Origin of the sequence: Xanthomonas sp. 1678 (assembly GCF_031455575.1) — a bacterium.
Classification (GTDB): Bacteria; Pseudomonadota; Gammaproteobacteria; order Xanthomonadales; family Xanthomonadaceae; genus Xanthomonas_A.
In genome coordinates, this window is the sequence record NZ_JAVDSZ010000009.1 from 168872 (window position 1) to 191284 (window position 22413).

Below are 22413 nucleotides of genomic sequence, written 5' to 3' on the forward strand. Positions count from 1 at the left end.
TTAAAGCGGTGACCCGCCAGCGACGGCGGGCCTCGGTGCGGCGTGCGGTCCCTACTGGAACAGCAGCGCCGACAACACGAAATTGAACATCAGCACCAGCAGCGAGGCGTTCACCACCGCGCGGGTGGTGGCCACCGAGGTGCCCTCGATGGTCGGCTCGGCATGGAAGCCGACGTACGAGGCGACCAGCGCCGCGGTACCGCCGAACACCGCCGACTTCAGCATCGCCACGCCGAAGTCGTCCCAGAAATCCACGCTGCTCGACAGCGCCGACCAGAACGTGCCCTTGTCCAGGCCCAGCACGTGCACGGCCTCGAAGTAGCTGGCGCTGATCGCCAGCGAGCAGAAGATGCCGGTCAGCAGCGGCACGGTCAGCACCGCCGCCCAGAAGCGCGGCGCCACCGCCTTGGCCACCGGGTCGATCGCCATCAGCTCCAGCGCCTTGATCTGGTCGGTGGCGCGCATCAGGCCCAGTTCGGCGGCGATCGAGCTGCCGGCGCGGCCGATGAACAGCAGCGCGGTCAGCACCGGCGCCAGTTCGCGGTACAGCGACAGCCCCAGCAGCGTGGACAGGGCGTCGGAGGCGCCGTAGGTCTGCAGCGTGCGGTAGCCCTGCAGGGTCAGCACCAGTCCGACAAAGGCGCCGCCGACGGCGATGATCGGCAGCGAGCGCGCGCCGACCTTGTAGATCTCGCGGACAAGCTCGGCCAGGAAATCGCGGGTCGGCAGCGAGCCGCGCAGCACGGTGATCGAGAACAGCCCGGCGCGGCCCAGCGCGCGGATCGAGGCGACGGCGCCCATCAGGCGGCGCTCCGCGCGCGCGCCGGCGCATCGAACGGGATCGGGCCGTCCGGGCGGCCGTGCAGGAACTGCTGCAGCAGCGGGTCGGCGCTGGCCTGCAGCGCGTCCGGGGTCCCGGCGAAAACCACGCCGCCGTTGGCGATGGCCACCGCCTGGTCGCAGATCGGCAGGGTCTCGTGGACGTGGTGGCTGACGATGATGCTGGTCAGGCCGAGGGTGTCGTTGAGGCGCTGGATCAGGCTCATGATCACCCCGGAGGCGATCGGGTCCAGCCCGGTCAGCGGTTCGTCGTAGATCATCAGCGGCGGGTCCAGGGCCAGCGCGCGGGCCAGCGCCACGCGCCGCGCCATGCCGCCGGACAGTTCGCGCGGCCAGGCGTCGGCGACGGCGAGCAGACCCACCGCATGCAGCTTCAGCGCCACCAGCCGTTGCAGCACCGGCTCGGGCAGGCGGGTGTGGGCGCGCAGCGGCAGCGCCACGTTCTCGGCCACGCTCAGGTCGGTCAGCAGGCCGTTGCCCTGCAGCAGCACGCCGATGCTCTTGCGCGTCTCGCGCAGCGCGCGGCTGCCGTGCGGCAGCGGCTGGCCGAACACTTCGACCGTGCCGGCGACCGGGACCAGCTCGCCGGTCAGCGCCGCCAGCAGCGTCGACTTGCCGCTGCCCGACGGGCCGAGCACGGCCGTGATGCTGCCGCGCGGCACCGCCAGCGAGACGTCGCGCAGGATCGCGCGCCCGCCGCGGTCAATGCGCACGCCGGACAGCTGCACCAAGTTGGATTCGGGAGACGCCATCGCGGCCTTTAACGAAAAATCAACACAGGATTGAGCCAGTCCGCTGAACTTAACCGAACTGGGCCGTGCAGTATTGTCGCATCCGTGAAGCCCGCGTGCGCGTGGTCCGGGGACGCCGTACATGCAACAGCGTGTCTTGGGTCTGGGGCGGCCGGTCGACGCCGGGCGTCGTCAGGTTCTCCAAGGCTTCGCGCGTGCCGCCGCCGTGTCGGTCCTGCGACGGGACGCGGTGCCGCGTGCAGTCACTGTAGCGTGGCGGTGCCGATCTGGCGGCGCTGCGCAGCGCCGGCCTTGTGCGCGCTGCCGCGGACCGCCACGATGCGCAGGGCGATGGCGCCGCGACAGGGAGTCGTACATGGAATTGCTGACGTTGGAACATTTCGCCGGAAGCGTGAACGAGACGTTCGCGGCGGAGTTGAACGAGGGCGAGATCTCCTTCGTGCTGGTCGAGGCGCGGCCCTTGCCGATCAAGACCCCCGCGCAGCGCGCGCCGTTCTCGCTGCTGTTCCGCAACACCTCCTCGTTCCTGTTCCCGCAACAGATCTACCGCATGCGCCATGCGCGCCTGGGCGAGGTGGGGATCTTCCTGGTGCCGGTGGCGCGCGAGCGCGAAGGCTTCCTGTACCAGGCCGTGTTCAGCTGAGCGCCGGCGCCGCGCAGGCGGCGCGCCAGTGCATCTGCAGGTGGGTTTCGCTGGCGTCGCCGGCGAGGAAGCCCAGCCGCGCGTACAGCCGCTGGGCGGCGGGATTGGCCTGCAGCACATGCAGCGACAGCGGGCATCGGGCCGCGGCCGCCAGCGCTTGCGCATGCGCGACCAGCGCGGTGCCCACACCCTGCCCGCGCCAGGCCGGCAGCAGGCTGATGTCGACCAGCACGTGTTGCGTCGCGCCGCGCTGCAGGTAGAGCCTGCCCAGCGGCGCCTGCGCGGTTTCCACGATCAGGAAGTCGGCGTCGGCGAAGTGGCTTAGATAGTGCGCGTGCTGTAGCGAGAACTGCTGGTCGAGAAACGCGCGCTTGGCTGCCTCAGGCCATGGCACCGCGGCCAGTTCCGCGCTGCGGGTGCTGGCGTACAGGTCGCGCAGCCAGGGCAGGTCGGCATCGCGTGCCGCGCGCAGGCCGATGCCGCGTGCGCGCAACGCCGCCGGGGCTTCAAGGCGATCGCCTCGATCCGGGAAACCAGCCGCAGCCACCGCGCTGGCCTCAATCGAACGCCGGGTAGGTTCCCGACAGCGCGATGCAGAAGTTCACCGCCAGGTAGGGCTGCTGGTTCTGGTGTGCGGCGCCGGTGCCGGTGGGCTGCAGCGCCGTTGGCGCGAACTGCGCGTTTGGTGCTGCCGTGACGAAGGGGCGGGCGGTGCTGCTGCCAAGTGCCGACAACGCCGCGCCCGCAGTGGGCGTGCCGCTCTTCTTGGTCCGGTCCGGCTGCGCAAACATTGTGGCGGCGTGCTGGTGCGGCGGAATCTGCGTGGTCTGCAGGCTGACTCCTGCCGCGCCGAACGTATCGCCGCGCTGCCGGCTGGTCAAACCAGGGCCTTGGCCTTGTTCGCAGCTGGCACGCCCGCAGAAGTTCGGCAGCTGGAACGTGTTGCTGCCGTTGCCGCCGTAGGCGGTCCCGAGCAACGAGAACAAGGCGCTGTTCTGCTGCACCGGCAGCATGGCGCCATTGCACAGCGCCCAGCCCACGGGGTTGAAATCGAAGCCGAACAGCTGGATTTCGCCAAGATAGGGTTCGGTCATGAACGAGTGCTCCGATGGAACGGACGGGCGCCGCCGCGAGGCGGGCGCGGCGAATGGAATCAGCTCTGCTGCGGGAAGATGCCGGCGGTGGAGATGCAGTACTGCACCGTCAGCGTCGGCATGAGGTTGTCGTGCGGCAGGCCGCCGCCGATGATCGTGGTCGATTGCGTGGACATCGCCACCGCCGTGGCGCCGGTGATGTCGGTCGCATAGAACACGTCAGCGGCGACCGCGGCCGGCAACAGTCCGGCCGGTGCGGTGGCGGTCGCGGCTGCCGTCGTGGCCACCAGCGTATGCGTGTGCGCCGGCATCTGTGGGCCGATGAGAGTGACGGCTTCGGTTCCGGAGATCTGGCCGAGCACGTAATTGCTCAGGCCCGGCCCCTGTCCCTGATGCAGCGGCAGGCGCCCACGCAGGTCCGGGACCGCGAACGTGTTCTGCCCATCGCCGCCGTAGGTGGTGCCGATCAGCATGAACAGGACTTCGTATTCGGCGATCGACAACAGGCTGCCGTCGCAGGCTTGCCAGTTCTGCGGGGTGCGGCCGAAGCCGAACATGCGGATCTCGCCGATGAATGGAGTGGCCATGGTGTCCTTCCTGGTCGATGGTGCACTGCGCGCCATCGGCGCGCGGATGGAGGGCGGCTTAGCTGCGCGAGGGGAAGATGCCGTTCAGCGCGATACAGAAATTGAGCGCGGTGTACGGCTGCAGGTTCGGATGCGGCAGGCTGCTGCCCGCCGGGCCGATCGACGCCTGGTTCAGCGCCACCAATGGTCCCGCCGCCGCATACAGCGCCGACGCCGGCCCGGTGGTGCTGACGTTGTTGCCGAACAGGTTCCCGGATGGGTTGCGGTTGTTGCCCGCGGCGCTCGAGCCCTGCAGTAGATGGTTGTGCGCAGGCAGATTGTCCGGCAGCAGCGAGACGTTCTCGGAACCGCCCACCTGCCCGACCGGCGCCGCGGGCGGTTGCCAGGCCGGATCCGCCGATGGCGAAGCGCCGAGTGGCGTGCGTCCGCGCATGTCGGGTAATGCAAAGGTGGTATTGCCGTTGCCGCCGAAGCGCGTCCCGAGCACGCTGAACAGCGCCTGGTTCTGGTTGACCGGCAATATCTGTCCGTTGCACTGCGCAAAATACTTGGGCGCGAAAACGAAACCGGTCATCATGATCTGACCGATGAAGAACTCGCTCATGCGGATCTCCCCCCGATTGTGGTGCCGGGGCATCGTGCCCGGCGCGCTCTACTTAATCACGGATTTCCTGACACGCAAGTCTTGATAATAATGAACGAGACAGTCTCAGCGCATTTGTTGCTTTACCCGCAGTAAAAATTACTGTTCAAATGCGGGGCGGCGCGAAGGGGATACGCCTTGCAAAGGCCTATATTCGCGCTGTCTGAGGCACCAGGAGCGTTGCCGGCGTCAGTGGGATGGCGCGACCTTTGGGGAAATGGAATATGTCTACGAAATGCACCGTCTCTTTCGGCTGGGCGCGCGTTGCCTCGCGCTGGCCGATAATGCTCGCCTTGTTGCTGGTGGCAACGCTGTATTCCGGAGCGGCTGCAGCGGCGCCCTCCCAGTTCTGTCCGACGATAAATACCAGCGTCGTGCAGGGCGGCTCGGTGCAGATCGACGTCACCACCTGCGACGGCACGGGAATCTACGACATCGGCGTCGGCTGGGATGGCGTGCAGCCGGCGCACGGCACGCTCGACGTGCCGAACCCGAGCGGCCCGCAGGGCACCCAGATCGTCACCTATACCCACGACGGAATTTCCACCGCCAGTGACAGCTTTCCGCTGGAGGATGGAGAAAGCAACACCATTACCGTCAACATCACCGTCGTTCCTGCGCTATCGGCCAGCATCGCGGTCGCGCCGGCCAGCCGCAACGAAGACAGCGGCGCGGCCTTCACCTACACGGTGACGCTGAGCCAGACCAGCAATTCGGCGACGACGGTCAACATCGCCTCCAGCGGCACCGCCACCAGCGGGGGGGACTACAACGGCGCGGTGGGCAGCGTCGTGATTCCGGCCAATACCACCACCGCCACGTTCCCCATCACGCCGATCGCCGACGGCACCGTCGAAGCGGACGAGACGGTGATCATGAGCGTGGTCAGCGGCAGCGGTTACGGCATCGGCAGCCCGTCCGCGGCGACCGCGACCATCCTCGACGACGACGTGCCCAGCGCGTCGATCGCGGTGGCCCCGGCCAGCGTGTCCGAGGACGGCGCCACCAACCTGGTCTACACCGTCACGCTCGACCAGGCCCCGGTGAACGCGACGTCGGTCGCCTTCAGCGTCGGCGGCAGCGCCACGTCCGGCGCCGATTACGCGGCCGTGAGCTCGCCGCTGGTGATCGGCGCCGGCCAGACCATCGGCACCATCACCATCAATCCGACCGCCGACGGCACCGTCGAACCCGACGAAACCGTGGTGATCAGCCTGGCCGCGGGCAGCGGCTACAGCGTGGGTTCGCCCGATAGCGCCACCGGCACCATCGCCAACGACGATGTGCCCTCGCTGAGCATCAACAATGTGAGCCTCAACGAAGGCGATGCCGGCACCAGCAACGCGACCTTTACCGTCTCGCTGAGCCAGCCGGCCGGCGCCGGCGGCGTCAGCTTCGACATCGCCACGGCCGATGGCTCCGCCACTGCGGGCGTGGACTACGTCGCCTCGAGCCTGACCGGGCAGACCATCCCCGCCGGCAGCAGCAGCGGCACCTTCACCGTGCTGATCAACGGCGACTCGCTCAACGAAGCCAACGAGAACTTCTTCGTCAACGTCAGCAACGTCAGCGGCGCCAGCGTCAGCGACCCCCAGGGCCAGGGCACCATCGTCAACGACGATGCGCAGCCGACGCTGTCGATCGACGATGTCAGCGTCAACGAAGGCAACAGCGGCACCACCACGGCCACCTTCACGGTGAGCCTGAGCGCGGCCAGCGGCCAGACCGTATCGGTCGACTACGCCAGCGCCGACGGCACCGCCACCGCCGGCAGCGACTATGTCGCGCGCGTCGGTACGCTGACCTTCGCGCCGGGGACCACCGCGCAAGGCGTGGCGATCACCGTCAACGGCGATACCGCGGTCGAGCCGAACGAGACCTTCAGCGTCGATTTGTCCGGCGCCAGCAACGCGGGCATCGCCCGCGCCACCGGCACCGGCACCATCACCAACGACGATGCGGTGGTGACTGTCGGTCCGGCGTCGCTGCCATCGGCGACGGCGGGCACCGCCTACAGCCAGAACCTGAGTGCCAGCGGCGGCACCGCGCCTTACTCCTTCGTGATCAGCGCGGGAGCATTGCCGGCCGGATTGACCTTGAGCGCCGCCGGCGTGCTGTCCGGCACGCCGACCGCCAGCGGCAGCTTCAACTTCACCGCGACCGCCACCGACAGCGGCGGCAGCCCCACCAGCGGCAACCGCGCCTACGCGCTGGTCGTGGCCAGCCCGACGCTCACCCTGCCGGCCACCACCCTGGCGGGCGGTACTGCCGGCCAGGCGTACACGGCCGCCATCAACCCGGCGACCGGCGGCATCGCGCCGTACACCTATACGCTCAGCGCCGGCGCATTGCCGGCCGGCGTCACGGTCAACAGCGCGACCGGTGCACTCAGCGGCACGCCGACCGTGGCCGGCAATTTCAACTTCAGCCTGACCGCGACCGACAGCACCACCGGCAGCGCCGGGCAGGCGAGCCAGAGCTACAGCCTGAGCATCGTGTCGCCGACGCTGAGCATCGCGCCGCCGACGCTGCCGACCGGTACGGCCGGCAGCGCCTATAGCCAGACGCTGAGTGCGAGCGGCGGCACCGCGCCGTACAGCTACGCGGTCAGCGCCGGCGCGTTGCCGACCGGGCTGAGCCTGGCGGCCGGTGGCGCGCTGGCGGGCACCCCGACGGTTGCCGGTAGCTTCGCCTTCACCGTGACCGTCACCGACGCAGGCAGCTTTACTGCGGCGCAGGCGTACACGCTGTCGATCGCCGCGCCGACGCTGAGCGTCGCGCCGCCGACATTGCCGTCAGGCACGGTCGGCAACGCCTACAGCCAGACCCTGAGCGCCAGTGGCGGCACCGCGCCGTACAGCTACGCGGTCAGCGCCGGCACCTTGCCGGCCGGTCTGACCCTGGCCGCGGGCGGCGCGCTCTCGGGCACCCCGACCGCCATCGCCAGTTCTACCTTCACCGTGACTGTCACCGACGCGCACGGCTTCACCGCGGCACAGGCCTACACCGTGGCGATCGCCGCGGCGGTGCCGGCACCGGTGGCGGTGGACGATACCGGCGCAACGCTGGTCGAGACGGCGCTGACCCTGGCGGTGACCGGCAACGACACCGGCAGCATCGACACGATCGCGGTGACGACGGCGCCGACCCACGGCACCGCGGTGGTGAACGGCGTGCAGCTGATATACACGCCGGCCGCCGGCTATGTCGGCGCCGACACCCTGAGCTATACCGCCACCGGCGCCGGCGGCACCTCGGCGCCGGCCACGGTCACCATCACCGTCAATGCGCGTCCTGTCGCGGCGTCGGCGACGATGCAGGCGGTGTCCGGCGAAGCGCAGACGGTGGATCTGACCCGCAACGCGACCGGTGGGCCGTTCGTGGCTGCCGCGCTGGTGGCGATCATGCCGGCCAATGCCGGCACCGCGACCATTACCCGCAGCGGCGGCGCGGCGGCGACTGGTGTTCCGACCGCAGCCGCGGCCGATGGCCCCAGCTTCATCATGACCTTCACCCCGAACCCGGCGTTCTCCGGCCAGGCCACGGTGCGCTTCACCCTGTCCAATGCCTATGCGACGTCGGCCGAAGCGGCCATCGTGTTCGTGGTCGCGCCGCGTCCGGATCCGACTTTGGATGCGGAAGTGCGCGGGCTGATCGATGCGCAGGCCGAGTCGACCCGGCGTTTCGCCAAGGCGCAGATCGACAACTTCCAGCGCCGGCTGGAGGCGACCCACCGCGGCGATCGCAGCTTCGACAACAGCCTGAGCTTCCAGGCCAGCTCGCACTGCCGCCAGGCCGAGCGCGGGGTGACGGCGCAGCCGTGCAGCCAGCCGACCTGGGATGCGGATACGGCGATGGACGCCGGCGATCCGGCGGCCACGCGCACGCCGACCGCCAGGACCGCGGTCGACGGCGACCTCGGCCTGTGGGTGGGCGGTGCGATCCGCTCCGGCAGCCTGGACAAGCAGGCGCAGCGCGCCGGCGTGGACTTCCAGTCCGACGGCCTGAGCATGGGTGCCGACTACCGGGCGTCGGACTGGCTGGCGCTGGGCGCGGGGCTGGGCTGGGGCCGCGACGACAGCGACGTCGGCAGGAACGGCAGCCGCAGCAAGGCGACCGCGTACACGCTGGCGTTGTATGCCAGCGTCCATCCCGGGCAGCACTTCTTCTTCGACACCCTGGTCGGCTACCAGCTGCTGTCCTACGACCTGCGCCGCTACGTGACCGACAACGGCGAACTGGCCGAAGGCGGCCGCGACGGCAGCCAGTGGATCGCATCGGTGTCCACCGGCGCCGACCTGCAGCGCGGCGACTGGCAGATCACCCCGTATGCGCGGGTGGACATGGCCCGCGCCACGCTGGACGCCTACAGCGAAGCGGCGATGGCGCCGTACGCGCTGCACTACGCGGACATGGACGTGTCCACCACCACCGGCAACCTCGGCCTGCGCCTGGAGTGGCGGCGCGAGATGTCCTGGGGCCAGTTCACCCCGCAGCTGCGCATGGAATACCAGCGCGACTTCCAGGGCCGCGGCGACGCCACGCTCAGCTACGCCGACCTGAGCGGCGGCCCGCTGTACCGCACCGGGCTGAGCGTGTTCGACCGCAACCGGCTGATGCTGGGGCTGGGCGCGGTGTTCACCACCGAACAGGGCCTGTCCACCCGCGTCGAATACCGCGGCGTGACCGACGGCGACAGCGGCAGCGACCAGACCTGGATGTTCAACGTGGAAAAGAAGTACTGACGCGATAAGCCCCTCTCCCCTCGGGAGAGGGATTGGGGTGAGGGTCCGGCGCGAAGCGTCTCGCGGAGTTTGGGTACACGAGGCTGCGCCCGTACCCTCATCCGCCCCTGCGGGGCACCTTCCCCCGAAAAGGGGGCCATGGTCCCGGTGGGAGAAGGGAGCATCCGTAGCCCCTCTCCCACCGGGAGAGGGGTTGGGGTGAGGGTACGGCGCGAAAGCGTCTCGCGAAGTTTGGGTGCACGAGGCTGCGCCCGTACCCTCATCCGCCCCTGCGGGGCACCTTCCCCCGAAAGGGGGGCCATGGTCCCGGTGGGAGAAGGGAGCAGCCGTAGCCCCTCTCCCACCGGGAGAGGGGTTGGGGTGAGGGTCCGGCGCGAAAGCGTCTCGCAAAGTTTGGGTGCACGAGGCTTCGCCCGTACCCTCATCCGCCCCTGCGGGGCACCTTCTCCCGATGGGAGAAGGAACAGCCGTAGCCCCTCTCCCGTCGGGAGAGGGGTTGGGGTGAGGGTTCGGCGCGAAGCGTCTCGCGGAGTTTGGGTGCACGAGGCTGCGCCCGTACCCTCATCCGCCCCTGCGGGGCACCTTCTCCCGGTGGGAGAAGGAACAGCCAGCCACCACCATCCCGCAACGCCACCGCACGCGCGCATCCGGCACAATGCCGCACGCATGCACGCCACCTCCGCGCCCGACTTCCGCCTGTATCCGTCCAATGCGCTGGATACCCTGGCCGCCCTGCTCGCCGAGGAGCTGCGCCGGCCGGTGCCGGAACAGCCGCTGCTGACGCCGGAAGTGGTGCTGATCCCGCAGGTGGCGATGCGCCGCTGGCTGCAGTCCACGCTCGCCGCTGCGCACGGTGTCGCCGCGAACCTGGAATTCCTGACCCCCGGCGAATTCGTCGCGCGCGCGCTGGAGGCCAATCTCGGCCCGGCCGCCGACGACCTGGACATGGCCACCACCCAGTGGCGGCTGTACGCGGCGCTGCAGGCCGACCTGGGCAGCGATGCGGCGCTCGCCCCGCTGGCCGGCTACCTGGCCGACGGCGACGCGCTCAAGCCCTGGGCGCTGGCCGGCGAGCTGGGCAACGTGTTCGAGAAATACCAGGCCTGGCGCCGCGACTGGCTGCTGCGCTGGGAAGGCGGCGCCGACGTGGACGACCCGCAGGCGCGGCTGTGGCGCAGGATCGCCAGCGGCCGCCAGTACCGCGCGCGTCGCATCGGCCAGTTCCTGGACCGCTACGCGCGCCCCGACGGCCCGTTGCCGCAAGGACTGCCGCGGCGGCTGTTCGCCTTCGCCATCCTCAACGTCTCCCCGGACGTGCTGCGCGTGCTCGCCACTCAGGCGCGCGTGGGCACGCTGCACTTCTACCTGCCCACGCCCACCCAGGGCTATTGGGGCGACCTGCAGACGCTGTGGCAGCGCCGCCGCCAGGACGGGGCGGTGGATCTGTTCGCCGAGCAGGTGCAGGAGAATCCGCTGCTGCAGGCTTGGGGTGCGGCCGGGCGCGATTTCATGGCGCTGGTCGGCGACTACGAAGTGGTGCATCCGCTGGCCGAGATCGCGGTGTACGCCGACCCGCTGGCCTCCGGCGCGCGCGCGCTGGCCGACGGCGGCCTCGGCGACAGCCTGCTGCGGCGCATGCAGAGCGACCTGTTCCACCGCCGCGCGCCGGCCGTGCCGCCGCCGTTGCCGGCGGTCGACCTGGCCGATCCGAGCCTGCAGGTGCACGCCTGCCACACCCGCCTGCGCGAACTGCAGGTGCTGCACGATCAGCTGCGCGCCTTGCTCGACGACCCCCGCTTCGATCCGCCGCTGCAGCCGCGCGAGATCGCGGTGCTGTCGCCGGACATCGACCCGTACGTGCCGTACCTGGACGCGGTGTTCGGCGGCCACGGCAGCGACGACGCGCTGCCCTACGCGCTGGCCGACGCCAGTCCGCTGGCCAGCGAGCCGCTGGCCGAGGTGTTCCTGACCCTGCTCGGCCTGCCGCTGTCGCGCTTCGGCCTGCACGAGATCCTCGACCTGCTGGCCAGCGCGCCGATCGCCGAGGCGGCCGGGCTGGACGAAACCGGATTGGAACGCCTGCGCGGCTGGCTGCACGCCGCCGGCGTGCGCTGGGGACTGGACGCGGCGCACCGGCACCAGCACCAGGCGCCCGGCGACGATGCCTATACCTGGCGTTTTGCGCTGGACCGGCTGCTGCTCGGCCACGCCAGCGGTGCCGAGGACGATATCGCTGGCGTGGCGCCATGGCCGCAGCTCGAAGGCAGCGCGCTGCTGGCGCTGGACACGCTGCTGCGGCTGCTGCGGGTGCTGGACCGCCACCAGGCCATGCTGGCCGAGCCGATGAGCCCGGCGGACTGGCGCGAATGCCTGCTCGGCCTGCTCGACGCGCTGATCCCGCAGGCGCCATCAGCGCCGCGCGCGCAGCGCGCGCTGGAACGGTTGCGCACGCTGATCGACCAGTTCGCCCGCGACGCCGCGCGCGCCGACTACGCCGGCAAGGTGCCGGCCGAGGTGGTGCGCGCGCACTTCGCCGCGGTGCTGGGCGAATCGGACACGCGCGCGCCGCTGCTCACCGGCGGCATCAGCTTCGGCCGCATGGTGCCGATGCGCCTGCTGCCGTTCCGCGCGATCTGCCTGCTCGGCATGAACGATGGCGACTTCCCGCGCCGCGACCCGGCCGCCGGGCTCAACCGCCTTACCGCCGACCTGGGCAGCGCGCGCCGCCGCCACGGCGACCGCTCCACCCGCGAGGACGACCGCTTCCTGTTCCTGCAGCTGTTCGCCTCGGCGCAGGACGTGTTCTATCTCAGCTACCTCGGCGCCGATGCGCGCGACGGCACGCCGCGCGAGCCGTCGGTGCTGATCAGCGAACTGCTGGCCAGCGCCGCGCAGTACCACGCCGCTCCCAAGGCCATCGACGCGCTGGTGGTGCGCCATCCGCTGCAGCCGTTCGCCGCCGCCGCGTTCGGCGCGCTCGGCGAGGACGGCGCCGACCCGCGCCGCTTCAGCTACCGCCGGCAATGGCGGCCGGCGGTGGACAGCCTGGCCGGGCAGCGCCAGCCGCTGGCGCCATGGGTCGCGGGCGCGTTGCCGGCGGACGCCATGGCGCTGCCGGCAAGCGTGTCGATCGACGACCTGCGCCGGCTGTTCGCCGATCCGGCCGGGCAGTTCCTGCGCCATCGGCTGGGCATGCGCCTGCCCGATCCGGCCGGCGAGGACAGCGACCTGGAGCCGCTGCTGGCGCCGAGCGGCGGGCTGGACCAGTACGGCCTGCAGCAACAGGTGCTGCAGGCGGTGCTCGCCGACGAAGCCGAGGGCCTGTACGCGCGCCTGCGCGCGCGCGCGCTGCTGCCGTCCGGCCCACTCGGCCGGCGCCTGCTCGACGAGCGCCTGCGCCAGCTGCGCCCGTACGCTGAAGCGTTCGCGCAGTGGCGCGGCGACGCGCCGGCACGCTCGCAGCGGCTGCAGGTGCGGATCGACGACATCGACCTGCACGGCCGCCTGCCCGGTTGGTACGCCAACGGCGTGGGCCGGGTGCAGGTCGGCGCGGTCAGCGGCCGCGCGGCGATCCGTCACGGCCTGGAGTGGCTGCTGCTGCGCGCCGCCGGCGAGCGCGCCGACTACGTGCGCTTCTTCGAAGACGACGACAGCCTCGGCCCGCATCCGATGGACGCCAACGCGGCCGAACCGCTGTCGCAGGCACAGGCGCAGGCGGCGCTGGCCGAGCTGCTGCGGCTGTACCGGCAGGGCCTGCAGGCGCCGCTGGCGTTCGCCCCGTACAGCAGCTGGAAATACCACCAGGCCGCGCGCAACGACGACCTCGACAAGGCGATCAAGGACGCCGCCGCGCAGTGGCAGGCCAGCTTCGGCTGGAGCGAAGCGACGAGTCCGGAACTGCGCTTGGTGCATCGCGGCCGCGACCCGTTCGCCGATGCGCAGCGCTTCGCCGAATTCGCCGCCACCAGCCACCGGCTGTATGCGCTGCTCGAACGCGGCGACGCCGGCGGCGCGCTGGATCCGGCGCGGCTGGCGGAGAGCTGGCGGCAGTGGCGCGGCGCGCAGGAGGACGCCGAATGAGTGGCCCCCTCGCCGATCCGTACCTGACCCTGCCGCTGCACGGCGTGCGCCTGATCGAGGCCAGCGCCGGCACCGGCAAGACCTTCACCCTGGCCACGCTGTTCACCCGGCTGGTGGTCGAGCGCCGCTTGCGCGTCGGCCAGATCCTCGCCGTCACCTTCACCGAGGCCGCCACCCAGGAACTGCGCCGGCGCATTCGCGAGCGCCTGGCGCTCGCGGCGACGCTGGTGCCCGACGCCCCAGCGCTCCCTGTAGGAGCGGCTTCAGCCGCGACAGATATCTCGAGCGACCTGCCGCCGACCGAGATCGCCGACGACCAGTCGCGGCTGAAGCCGCTCCTACAGGAAGCGCCCGACGCCATCCTCACCCGCGCTATCCTCGCCGCGCATCTGGCCGCCAGCGACGAAACCCCCACCGCCCTGCGCCGCCGCCTGCAGCAGGCGGTGGAGGAAATCGACCTCGCCGCGATCTTCACCATCCACGGCTTCTGCGCCCGCGTGCTGCGCGAGCACGCGCTGGAGAGCGGCCAGGCCTTCGCCGCGCCGGAACTGCTGGCCAACGACCGCGAGCTGCTGGCCGAAGTCGCCGCCGACCTGTGGCGCCAGCGCGCCGCAGACGCGGCGATGGCCGAGGACCTGGTCGCGCTGTGGCCGGGCGGTCCCGAGGCATTGGCCAGCGACCTGCGCGAACTGGTGCGGCATCCGCAGCTGCTGCCGGCGGTCGCCACCACCGCCGACGATCCCGCCGCGTTGCTGCAGGCGGCGCAAGCGGCGGGCAGCGCACTGGCCGCGGCGTTCCAGGCGCATGGCATCGCCTTCTTCGACGCGATCATGGCCGCGATCGACGGCGGCGTGCTGAGTAAGGTCAGCTACAAGCCCGACTGGCTGGCCGCGCTGTGGCATTGGTTCGACGGGTTCGCCGCCGCGCCCGCACAGGGCCTGCCGCCGCACCCCAAGCTGATCAAGCTGACCGCCGCGGAACTGGCCGCCGGCACCAACAAGAAATTCGTCGACCGCACCCCGGCCTCGCCGCTGAGCCATGCCATCGACGGCTATCTGGCTGCGCTGGCGCGCGTGGAGGAATGGCGCGGCCGGCGCCGCATCCGCCTGCTGCACGCGCTGCGCGACGATGCCGGCGCGCGCCTGGCCCTGCTCAAGCGCCAGCGCCGCGTGCAGACCTACGACGACCTGGTCGACGGCGTGGCGCGCGCGCTGCAAGGCCCGCAGGGCGAGGCGCTGGCGCAGCGGCTGCGTGCGCAGTACGCCATCGCGCTGGTGGACGAATTCCAGGACACCGACGCGCGCCAGTGGTCGATCTTCTCCAAGGTGTTCGGGTCCGCGAACGAAAACGGCGAGCGCAGCGTTTCGCCCGGCGAGTACGGCACCGAACCGACCGATCAGGCGCAAGCGCGCTTCCTCGCGCTGATCGGCGATCCCAAGCAGGCCATCTACGGCTTCCGCGGCGGCGACGTGCAGACCTACCTGGCCGCGGCCGCCACCGCCGAACCGGCACCGCCGCTCGGGCACAATTTCCGCTCGCGTCCCGCGCTGCTGGCGGCGATCGAGGCGCTGTACGCGCAGGCCGGTCACGCGCAGGCGTTCCTGACCGACGGCATCGCCTTCCACCCGGTGCAGCCGGGCACCAAGCGCAGCGATGCCGAGCTGCAGCGCGACGGCGCCACCGCGCCGGCGCTGACCCTGTGGCGCGCGCCGCAGCCGCCGCCGCCGGACAAAGGAAAGCCCAAACCCTGGAGCGCCGGCCGCGCACGCGCGCTGTGCACTGCCGCCTGCGTCGCCGCGATCCGCGACTGGCTCGCCGGCGGCCGCGCCGGCACCGCCATGGTCGGCGGCCGTCCGGTGCAGGCCGGCGACATCGCGGTGCTGGTGCGCAGCCATGGCGAGGCCACCCGCATCCAGCAGGCGCTTGGCGCGGTCGGCATTCCCGCGGTGGCCGCCGGCCGGCAGAGCCTGTTCGCCACCGACCAGGCGCTGGAATTGCTGACCCTGCTGCAGGCGCTGCTCGACCCGGGCGACGACAGCCGCCTGCGCGCGGCGCTGGCGACGGTGCTGATCGGCGAAGACGCCGCGGCGATCGCCGCGCTGGAACACGACGGCGACCGCCACCGCCGCTGGCAGCAACAGGCGCTGGACTGGCGCGAACGCTGGCAGCGCGGTGGTCCGCTGGCGCTGATCGGCGACCTCGGCGCCGCGCACGCGCAACGCCTGCTGGCGCTGCTCGACGGCGAACGCCGGCTGACCAACTACCTGCAGCTGGCCGAGCTGCTGCAGGAAGCCGACACCCGCGCGCTCGGCCCGCACGGCCTGGTCGATTGGCTGGCGCGGCGCATCGCCAATGCCGACGACAGCGACGAGACCCAGCAACTGCGCCTGGAATCGGACGCGCGCCGGGTGCAGATCGTGACCCTGCACAAGAGCAAAGGCCTGGAGTATCCGTTGGTGTTCCTGCCCTACGTCGGCATCGGCCGCAGCGACCGCGGCGCGGGCCGGCATTGCGCCGTGCACGCGCCGCCGCTCGGCCGCCAGCTGCACTGGAACACGTCGAAGTGGAGCGGCGGCAACGACGATCCGGCGTGGAGCACGGCCGAGGCGGCGTGGAGGCAGGAACAGCGCGCCGAGGACGCGCGCCTGCTCTACGTCGGCCTGACCCGCGCCGAGCACGCGCTGTGGATCGCCACCGGCCCGTTCCACCAGCACGAGCGCACCGCGCTGGCGGCGATGGTCGCTGACCTGGATGCGTTGCAGGCCGCCGCCGGCACAGGCGCGATCGCCATCGACACCACGCCGCCGCCGATCAACGTGCCGCGCCTGCCGCCTGCCGCCGAGATCCAGGTGCCGCCGGCGCGCGTGCCGCAGCGGCACATCGCCCCGGACTGGTGGGTGTACAGCTTCACCCAGCTGGCCAACGCCGATGCCGGCGTCGCCGCCGACCCGATGGCCAGCGCCACCGTCGTCGGCAGCGGCGGCACTGACGAACCGTCCACCAGCGAGGCCGTTGCGACCACGCTGGACGTCGAAGCCTTCGATCGCCGCTTCGCCGGCAACCGCTTCGGCGTGGCGATGCACGACGTGTTCGAACGCTGCGACTTCGCCGCCTGGCGCGATTGGAGTCCCGGCCAGCCGGCACCGGACGGGCAGACCGCGGCCATCGTCGAAGCGCTGCAACGCGGCGGCTACGCCCAGGACGAACTGGACGACGGCGCGGCCATGCTCACCGCCCTGGTCGGCAACACCCTCACCGTCGCGCTGCCCGAAGGCACCCACCTGGCCGCGGTGCCCGAACCGCAACGCCGCAACGAAATGGAATTCCACTTCGCGATGCGGCCCACCCGTGTCGACGCGCTGCTGGCGCTGCTGCACCGCTTCGGCGTGGTCGGCGAACGCCAGGCCTTCGGCGCGCGCAAGCGCCTGGAAGGCCTGATGACCGGCCTGATCGACCTCACCTACCAGCACGACGGGCGCTGGTACGTGCTCGACTACAAGTCCAACCGCCTGCCCAGCTACGACGCCGACGCATTGGCACGGGCGATGGCGCACAGCGAATACGAACTGCAGGCGCTGATCTACACCGTCGCGCTGCACCGCTGGCTGCGCTTCCGCCTGGACGAAGCCTACGACTACGCCCGCGACTTCGGCGGCGTGCGCTACCTATTCTGCCGCGGCCTGGACGCCACGCGCGACCCATCGCCGGGCGTGCACGCCTGGCGCTTCGACCCCGACCTGGTCGAGTCCGTCGACGCCCTATTTGCGGGCGCCGCTTTAGAGCCCCTCTCCCTCCGGGAGAGGGGTTGGGGTGAGGGTACGTCCGCCCACGGAGCGCCCACCCCGTGAACCAACCCAACCTCCTGGCCGCCCTCCACAGCAGCGGCGCGCTAAGCACCCTGGATGACGCCTTCGACCCCACGCTCCTCGAAGCCGCCGACGCCCTGTCCGCCGGCGCCGCTTTGGAGCCCCTCTCCCCCTGGGAGAGGGGTTGGGGTGAGGGTACGTCCGCCCACGGAGCCCCCCACCCCGTGAACCAACCCAACCTCCTGACCGCCCTCCACAGCAGCGGCGCGCTAAATACCCTGGATGACGCCTTCGACCCCACGCTCCTCGAAGCCGCCGACGCCCTGTCCGCTGGCGCCGCTTTGGAGCCCCTCTCCCCCCGGGAGAGGGGTTGGGGTGAGGGTACGTCCGCCCACGGAGCGCCCACCCCGTGAACCAACCCAACCTCCTAAGCGCCCTCCACCGCAGCGGCACCCTCCGCACGCTCGATCACGCCTTCGCCCAAACCCTGAGCCGCCTGGCCCCGGACACCCCCGACCTGGTCCTGTCCGCCGCCGCCCTGGCCTCGCTTGCCGTCGCCAGTGGCCACGCCGGCCTCGACCCGGCCCGCGCCAGCGTCCTGCTCGACCCGCGCGACGGCCCGCCGCCGCAACTCCCGGACCCGACCGACTGGCAACGCGCCCTGTCCGCCTCGCGCTGGATCGCCCAGCCCGCGCAGGAGGACCCATCGGCTGCCGACTGCCCGCTGGTGCTGGAACACGGCCTGCTCTACCTGCGCCGCTACCGCGAATACGAGCGTCGCCTGGCGCAGGGCCTGCGCCGCATCGCCGCGCACCCGCTGCCGGCCTTCGACGTCGCCGCGCTCGCCCCGCTGTTCGCGCAGCTGTTCCCGCTCCCATCGGCGACCGAAGGAAGTCCCCGAGGGAAAGAGGGTGCCCGAAGCGGGAGTAAGGGCACGTCCGCCTCCGACCACCCCACCGACCGCCAAGCCCAGGCCGCCGCACTCGCCCTGCGCCGCACCCTGCTGCTGGTCACCGGTGGCCCCGGCACCGGCAAGACCACCACCATCGCCCGCCTGCTGCTGCTGCGCATCGCCCAGGCGCAGGCCACGGACAGCGCTGCCCCGCGCATCGCCCTGGCCGCGCCCACCGGCCGCGCCGCCGAACGCATGGCCGAGAGCCTGCGCACCGCCGTGGCGCGCGCCATCGAAAGCGGCATCGAGCCGACCCTGGCCGCCGCACTGCCGGCCGGCGCCAGCACCCTGCACCGCCTGCTCGGCGTGATCCCCGACCTGCCGCGCTTCCGCCATGACGCCGATAACCCGCTGCCGTTCGACCTGATCGTGGTCGACGAAGCCTCGATGGTCGATTTGCCGCTGATGTGCAAGCTGGTCGAAGCCGTCGCCGACGGCACCCAACTGATCCTGCTCGGCGACGCCGACCAGTTGCCCTCGGTCGAAGCCGGCGACGTCCTCGCCGCCATCCTGCAGGCCGCCGGTCCCGGCGACGCCCTGCAGCCGGACGACGCGCAAGCGCTGCAGCCGCTGCTGGGCCACACCCACGCCGATACCCGCGGCGGCGGCCTGTCCGGGCATCGCGTGCACCTGCTGCGCGGCTACCGCCAGGCGCAGGGTTTCGCACTGGCGCCGCTGGCCGACGCCGTGCGCGCCGGCGACGCCGACACCGCCCTGGCCCTGCTACGCAGCGGCGCCCTGGCCGGCGTGCACTTCCACGAAGACAGCGAAGACCCGCTCGCCGCCCGCCGCGATGCCCTGCTCGCGCACTGGCGCGCCCTGGCCGACGCCGCCGATCCCGCCCATGCCCTGCGCGACGCCGCGCGCCTGCGCCTGCTCAGCGCCGTGCGTGCCGGCCCGCAAGGCGCGCGCGGCCTCAACGCCCGCATCGAACAGTTGCTGGCCGACAGCGGTGCCGGTGCCCGCCGCCTCGGCGCCGCCTCGCCCTGGTTCCATGGCCGGCTGCTGCTGATCACCGAGAACAGCTACCGCCATGGCCTGTTCAACGGCGACGTCGGCATCTGCCTCAGGGACGCGCAGGGCGCCCTGGTAGCCTGGTTCGAAGGCGAGGGCGACGGCCAGGTCCGCGGTTTCCACCCCGCCGCGTTGCCCGCGCACGAAAGCGCCTTCGCGATGACCGTGCACAAGGCGCAAGGCAGCGAGTTCGAGGAAGTGTGGCTGCAGCTGCCGACGCGCGACGTGCGCGTGCTCAGCCGCGAACTGGTCTACACCGGCATCACCCGCGCCCGGCAGACCCTGCACCTGGCTGCCAGCGAAGCCGTGCTGCGCGCCGCGCTGGCGCGACATGCGGCGCGGATCTCGGGGTTGGCGTGGCGGTTGGGTGAAGCAGACGTGCCGGTCGCCGTTGAGGCATCCCTGGCACCCACGACGCCCACGCAGGGCACGTTGTTCTAAACGTGCGGGGAGGCGACTGGCGCGATGCCGGCCAAGACACTGCGGCGCACTTCATCGTTTGGTGTCTGGAAGCGCAGTTGAGCGCCTATCGCATAGATGTCAGGGGCAGATCCGGGTGAGGACACACGCCCCAATCTTCAAGACAATCGCAACGCACTGGCCCACGTTGATCCCAGAGATCGCCACCAGTGCTTGGCAATTCAACTGAAACAGGGACGAAATGACGCAAACATTGGATTGGACGTTGAGCCGAGTGGCAGTCTTCGATGAGAGCCGCGTCTATGTGCTCGCCTACTCCAAGCGCGAGCCCGGCACCCGAGTCTTTCGATGGACCGGAAAATGGGACAACTTCTACGTTCGAGCGATTTCCGCCGGCATATGCGCGGTTCGCGGCGCTGCTCCCGAAATTCTGACGCTATGCGCCGATGGCAGCGTTCATCGCGCTGCGCCCGACGGGCAGGCCTACGAGGAGACGGGCGAGGAGAAACCCAGCAAGCACGGCCTGCTGCGCGACATCCGCCCCATCGGTGGCAGCGTCTATGCCACAGGCTTCGGCCGCCAGGTCTATGTGCGTAAGGACAGGGCTTGGCAGCGCTGCGATGAAGGAGTGGTCGAAGATCCGGCCGCCGATCGGCTCAATGGCTTCGAATCCATCGACGGCTTCGACGAAGACGAAATCTATGCCGTCGGCCACCAGGGCGAGATCTGGTGTTGCCGACATGGTGTCTGGCAGCAACGCGAAAGCCCGACCGACAGCATCCTGGAAAACGTGCTGTGCGCATCCGATGGAGCCGTCTACATCTCGGGCCAGTCGGGCATCGTCATGCGAGGCCGTGCCGACCGCTGGGAGCGCATCGAGCACGAGCTCACCGAAGAGACATTCTGGGACATGGCCTGGTTCGGCGATCGACTCTGGCTTTCAACCACCAATGCGCTCTACACGCTACAAGGCGACAAGCTGGAGAGGGTCGAGACAGGACTTCCCGGCGATCAGACCTTCAGGTACCTGGACGCGAATGCGCAGTGCCTGTGGTCATCCGGCGAACGGCACCTTGCAGCGTTCGATGGAGCGCACTGGACGCGCATCCCCGGTCCTTGAGACGGCCTCGTTGTTGCCACATGCTCGAGCGCATCTGCCCGGGAAGCCGATGGCCGGGTCGGCTTGCGTAGCGTCGGCATAGCTTTCCGGACGACCACTCCAGCGGAACGTCATTCGGCGGCATGGGCGCGCCTGGCTGGTTGGCGCGCTGGTGGCGGCCGGGCACCAAGAACCTCGAGTAGGTTTCGAGAAACCAAGAGGCGAGGGCCATGTTGCAAACAACATGGCACAACTTCTTGGTCGTGCGCAGCTGCCCGAAACAGCAGCGGCGCACGCGTTACGTTCGAGAGCATGTATCCCGGCGACCGCTCACTTGGCCGGAACGCGCTGGTACTCGTCGCTGCCGGTGCTGAGGTGGCCATTGGCGTGGTCGATGGCGAAGTTCACCGTTTCGCCGTCGTTGGAGACCTGCAGCACGCCATCCTTGTAGATGGCCGGGTAGTTCTCGGTCTTCGGCTTGCGGCTGAAGAACCGCGGCGTGGTGTTGCGCACCATGAAGGACTCCCCGTTGCGCTCGATCTCCATCACGTCGTCCTGCGACTGCACGTTGACCCAGTGGCCGACGAACTTCTCGCCCTCCACCTTGGCGCAGGCGGTCATCAGCATCGCCGCGGCCAGCGCGGCACCCATCCATTTCGTCATCTCGGCGCTCCGGTGTGAAAGTCACGGCGAGGATGAGGAAGCCTGGATGTATGGGAGGTCAAGAGGGCGGGGCTGCGTCGCCAGCGGCGCCGGACCAGCGTTGCAACGCGCTGCCCGACGCCGCCAGTACCATGCACCGCCCGCTCGGCACCATCCCGGACTCGCCCAGCGTTCGCCACACGCTCGAGTTCCGCTGCCGCTGCACGTGCGGATGACCGACGAGCCTGGAACGGTGGACCTGCCGCCGACGCAGCAAGCTAGACGGCCATGACCCCGCCATCGACGAACAGTTCGTGCCCGGCGACGAAACTCGCCGCGTCCGAGGCCAGGAACAGCACCGGCGCGGCGATCTCCTCCGGGGTGCCCAGGCGGCCGAACGGGATCATCTGCGTCAACGCGTCCTCCGCGCCTGCATTGCGCTCCAGGTAGCTCTGCATGGAGGGCGTGTGGACCATGCCGGCCGAGACCACGTTCACCCGGATGCCGCGGGGTTTCAGGTCGGTCGTCCAGGTGCGCGCCAGGGCGCGGATGGCCGCCTTCGTCGCGCTGTACACGGACAGCCCGCCAATGCCCATGCTGCCCGCCGCGGAGCCGGCCAGGATCACCGCACCGCCGGCCGTCATCAGCGGCAGCGCCTGCTGCACCGTAAACACCGTGCCCTTGAGGTTGATCGTGAGCAGGCGGTCCAGGTGCGCTTCGTCGATCTCGCCCAGCGCCGCGGACTCGGACACGCCCGCGTTGGCGAAGACCACGTCCAGCCGGCCATGGTCCTGCCGGATGCGCGCGTACAGCCGGTCCAGGTCCTCCGGCACGCCCACGTCGCCCTGCACGCCCAACGCGCCGTGGCCGATCTCCGCCAGGGCGGCATCCAGCCGGTCCTGGCGCCGTCCCGTGACGTAGACCTGCGCGCCTTCCGCGGCGAAGGCCTTCGCCGTCGCCAGCCCGATGCCGTCGGTGCCGCCCGTGATCGCCACAACCTTGCCCTCGAATCGACTGCTCATAAATCGTTCCTTTCTGTATAAGTGGAGGATTGCTCCACTTAGTATATGGAGGTAGCCTCCGTTTCCACAAGCCA

Annotated in this window: 14 protein-coding genes; 6 read left to right on the forward strand and 8 right to left on the reverse strand. The window is 70.6% G+C overall.

Annotated features, from left to right (window positions below; translation table 11 throughout):
* Nucleotides 1-51: 51 nt before the first annotated feature.
* Nucleotides 52-801, reverse strand: coding sequence for an MlaE family lipid ABC transporter permease subunit (locus J2Y70_RS16590; protein WP_003466288.1), 750 nt, complete (start codon nucleotides 799-801; stop codon nucleotides 52-54).
* Complete coding sequence (locus tag J2Y70_RS16595) at nucleotides 801-1592, reverse strand: ABC transporter ATP-binding protein (protein ID WP_263396365.1); 792 nt, start codon at nucleotides 1590-1592, stop codon at nucleotides 801-803. The genes J2Y70_RS16590 and J2Y70_RS16595 overlap by 1 nt, the downstream gene beginning before the upstream one ends.
* Before the next feature lie 355 nt (nucleotides 1593-1947).
* Here J2Y70_RS16595 and J2Y70_RS16600 point away from each other — a divergent pair, with 355 nt between their 5' ends.
* Complete coding sequence (locus J2Y70_RS16600; protein ID WP_309919922.1) at nucleotides 1948-2235, forward strand: hypothetical protein; 288 nt, start codon at nucleotides 1948-1950, stop codon at nucleotides 2233-2235.
* Here J2Y70_RS16600 and J2Y70_RS16605 read toward each other — a convergent pair.
* The 4 genes from J2Y70_RS16605 to J2Y70_RS16620 all read right to left on the reverse strand — a co-directional run bounded on the left by J2Y70_RS16605 (nucleotide 2228) and on the right by J2Y70_RS16620 (nucleotide 4520).
* Complete coding sequence (locus J2Y70_RS16605; RefSeq protein ID WP_309919924.1) at nucleotides 2228-2728, reverse strand: GNAT family N-acetyltransferase; 501 nt, start codon at nucleotides 2726-2728, stop codon at nucleotides 2228-2230. The genes J2Y70_RS16600 and J2Y70_RS16605 overlap by 8 nt on opposite strands.
* Nucleotides 2729-2792: 64 nt before the next feature.
* Nucleotides 2793-3329, reverse strand: a complete 537-nt coding sequence (locus J2Y70_RS16610; RefSeq protein WP_309919926.1) for a tail fiber protein — start codon at nucleotides 3327-3329, stop codon at nucleotides 2793-2795.
* A gap of 59 nt (nucleotides 3330-3388) precedes the next feature.
* Nucleotides 3389-3916: a tail fiber protein gene (locus J2Y70_RS16615; protein WP_309919928.1), complete on the reverse strand. Its 528-nt coding sequence runs from the start codon at nucleotides 3914-3916 to the stop codon at nucleotides 3389-3391.
* A 58-nt stretch (nucleotides 3917-3974) separates the two neighbouring features.
* Nucleotides 3975-4520 (reverse strand): tail fiber protein, encoded by a 546-nt coding sequence (locus J2Y70_RS16620; protein WP_309919930.1) that lies wholly within the window; start codon nucleotides 4518-4520, stop codon nucleotides 3975-3977.
* A 263-nt stretch (nucleotides 4521-4783) separates the two neighbouring features.
* Here J2Y70_RS16620 and J2Y70_RS16625 point away from each other — a divergent pair, with 263 nt between their 5' ends.
* From J2Y70_RS16625 to J2Y70_RS16645, 5 genes are all read left to right on the forward strand, one after another.
* A complete protein-coding gene (locus J2Y70_RS16625; RefSeq protein WP_309919932.1) occupies nucleotides 4784-9304 on the forward strand; it encodes a putative Ig domain-containing protein in 4521 nt (1506 codons plus the stop codon).
* A 666-nt stretch (nucleotides 9305-9970) separates the two neighbouring features.
* A complete protein-coding gene (gene recC / locus J2Y70_RS16630; protein WP_309919935.1) occupies nucleotides 9971-13384 on the forward strand; it encodes an exodeoxyribonuclease V subunit gamma in 3414 nt (1137 codons plus the stop codon).
* Entirely contained in the window at nucleotides 13381-17232 is a 3852-nt protein-coding gene (gene recB, locus J2Y70_RS16635; protein WP_309919937.1) for an exodeoxyribonuclease V subunit beta, read from the forward strand. Before recC ends, recB begins: the two co-directional genes overlap by 4 nt.
* 367 nt (nucleotides 17233-17599) lie before the next feature.
* On the forward strand, nucleotides 17600-19597 hold the full coding sequence (gene recD, locus J2Y70_RS16640) for an exodeoxyribonuclease V subunit alpha (protein WP_309919939.1): 1998 nt from the start codon (nucleotides 17600-17602) through the stop codon (nucleotides 19595-19597).
* Between the two features lie 220 nt (nucleotides 19598-19817).
* The gene (locus J2Y70_RS16645; RefSeq protein ID WP_309919941.1) at nucleotides 19818-20696 is read left to right on the forward strand and encodes a hypothetical protein; all 879 of its coding nucleotides are present in this window, start codon (nucleotides 19818-19820) and stop codon (nucleotides 20694-20696) included.
* A 309-nt stretch (nucleotides 20697-21005) separates the two neighbouring features.
* Here J2Y70_RS16645 and J2Y70_RS16650 read toward each other — a convergent pair whose 3' ends face one another.
* Both J2Y70_RS16650 and J2Y70_RS16655 read right to left on the reverse strand, forming a co-directional pair.
* Nucleotides 21006-21338, reverse strand: a complete 333-nt coding sequence (locus J2Y70_RS16650) for a hypothetical protein (RefSeq protein WP_309919943.1) — start codon at nucleotides 21336-21338, stop codon at nucleotides 21006-21008.
* Between the two features lie 257 nt (nucleotides 21339-21595).
* On the reverse strand, nucleotides 21596-22339 hold the full coding sequence (locus tag J2Y70_RS16655) for a glucose 1-dehydrogenase (RefSeq protein WP_309919945.1): 744 nt from the start codon (nucleotides 22337-22339) through the stop codon (nucleotides 21596-21598).
* Nucleotides 22340-22413 lie beyond the last annotated feature (74 nt).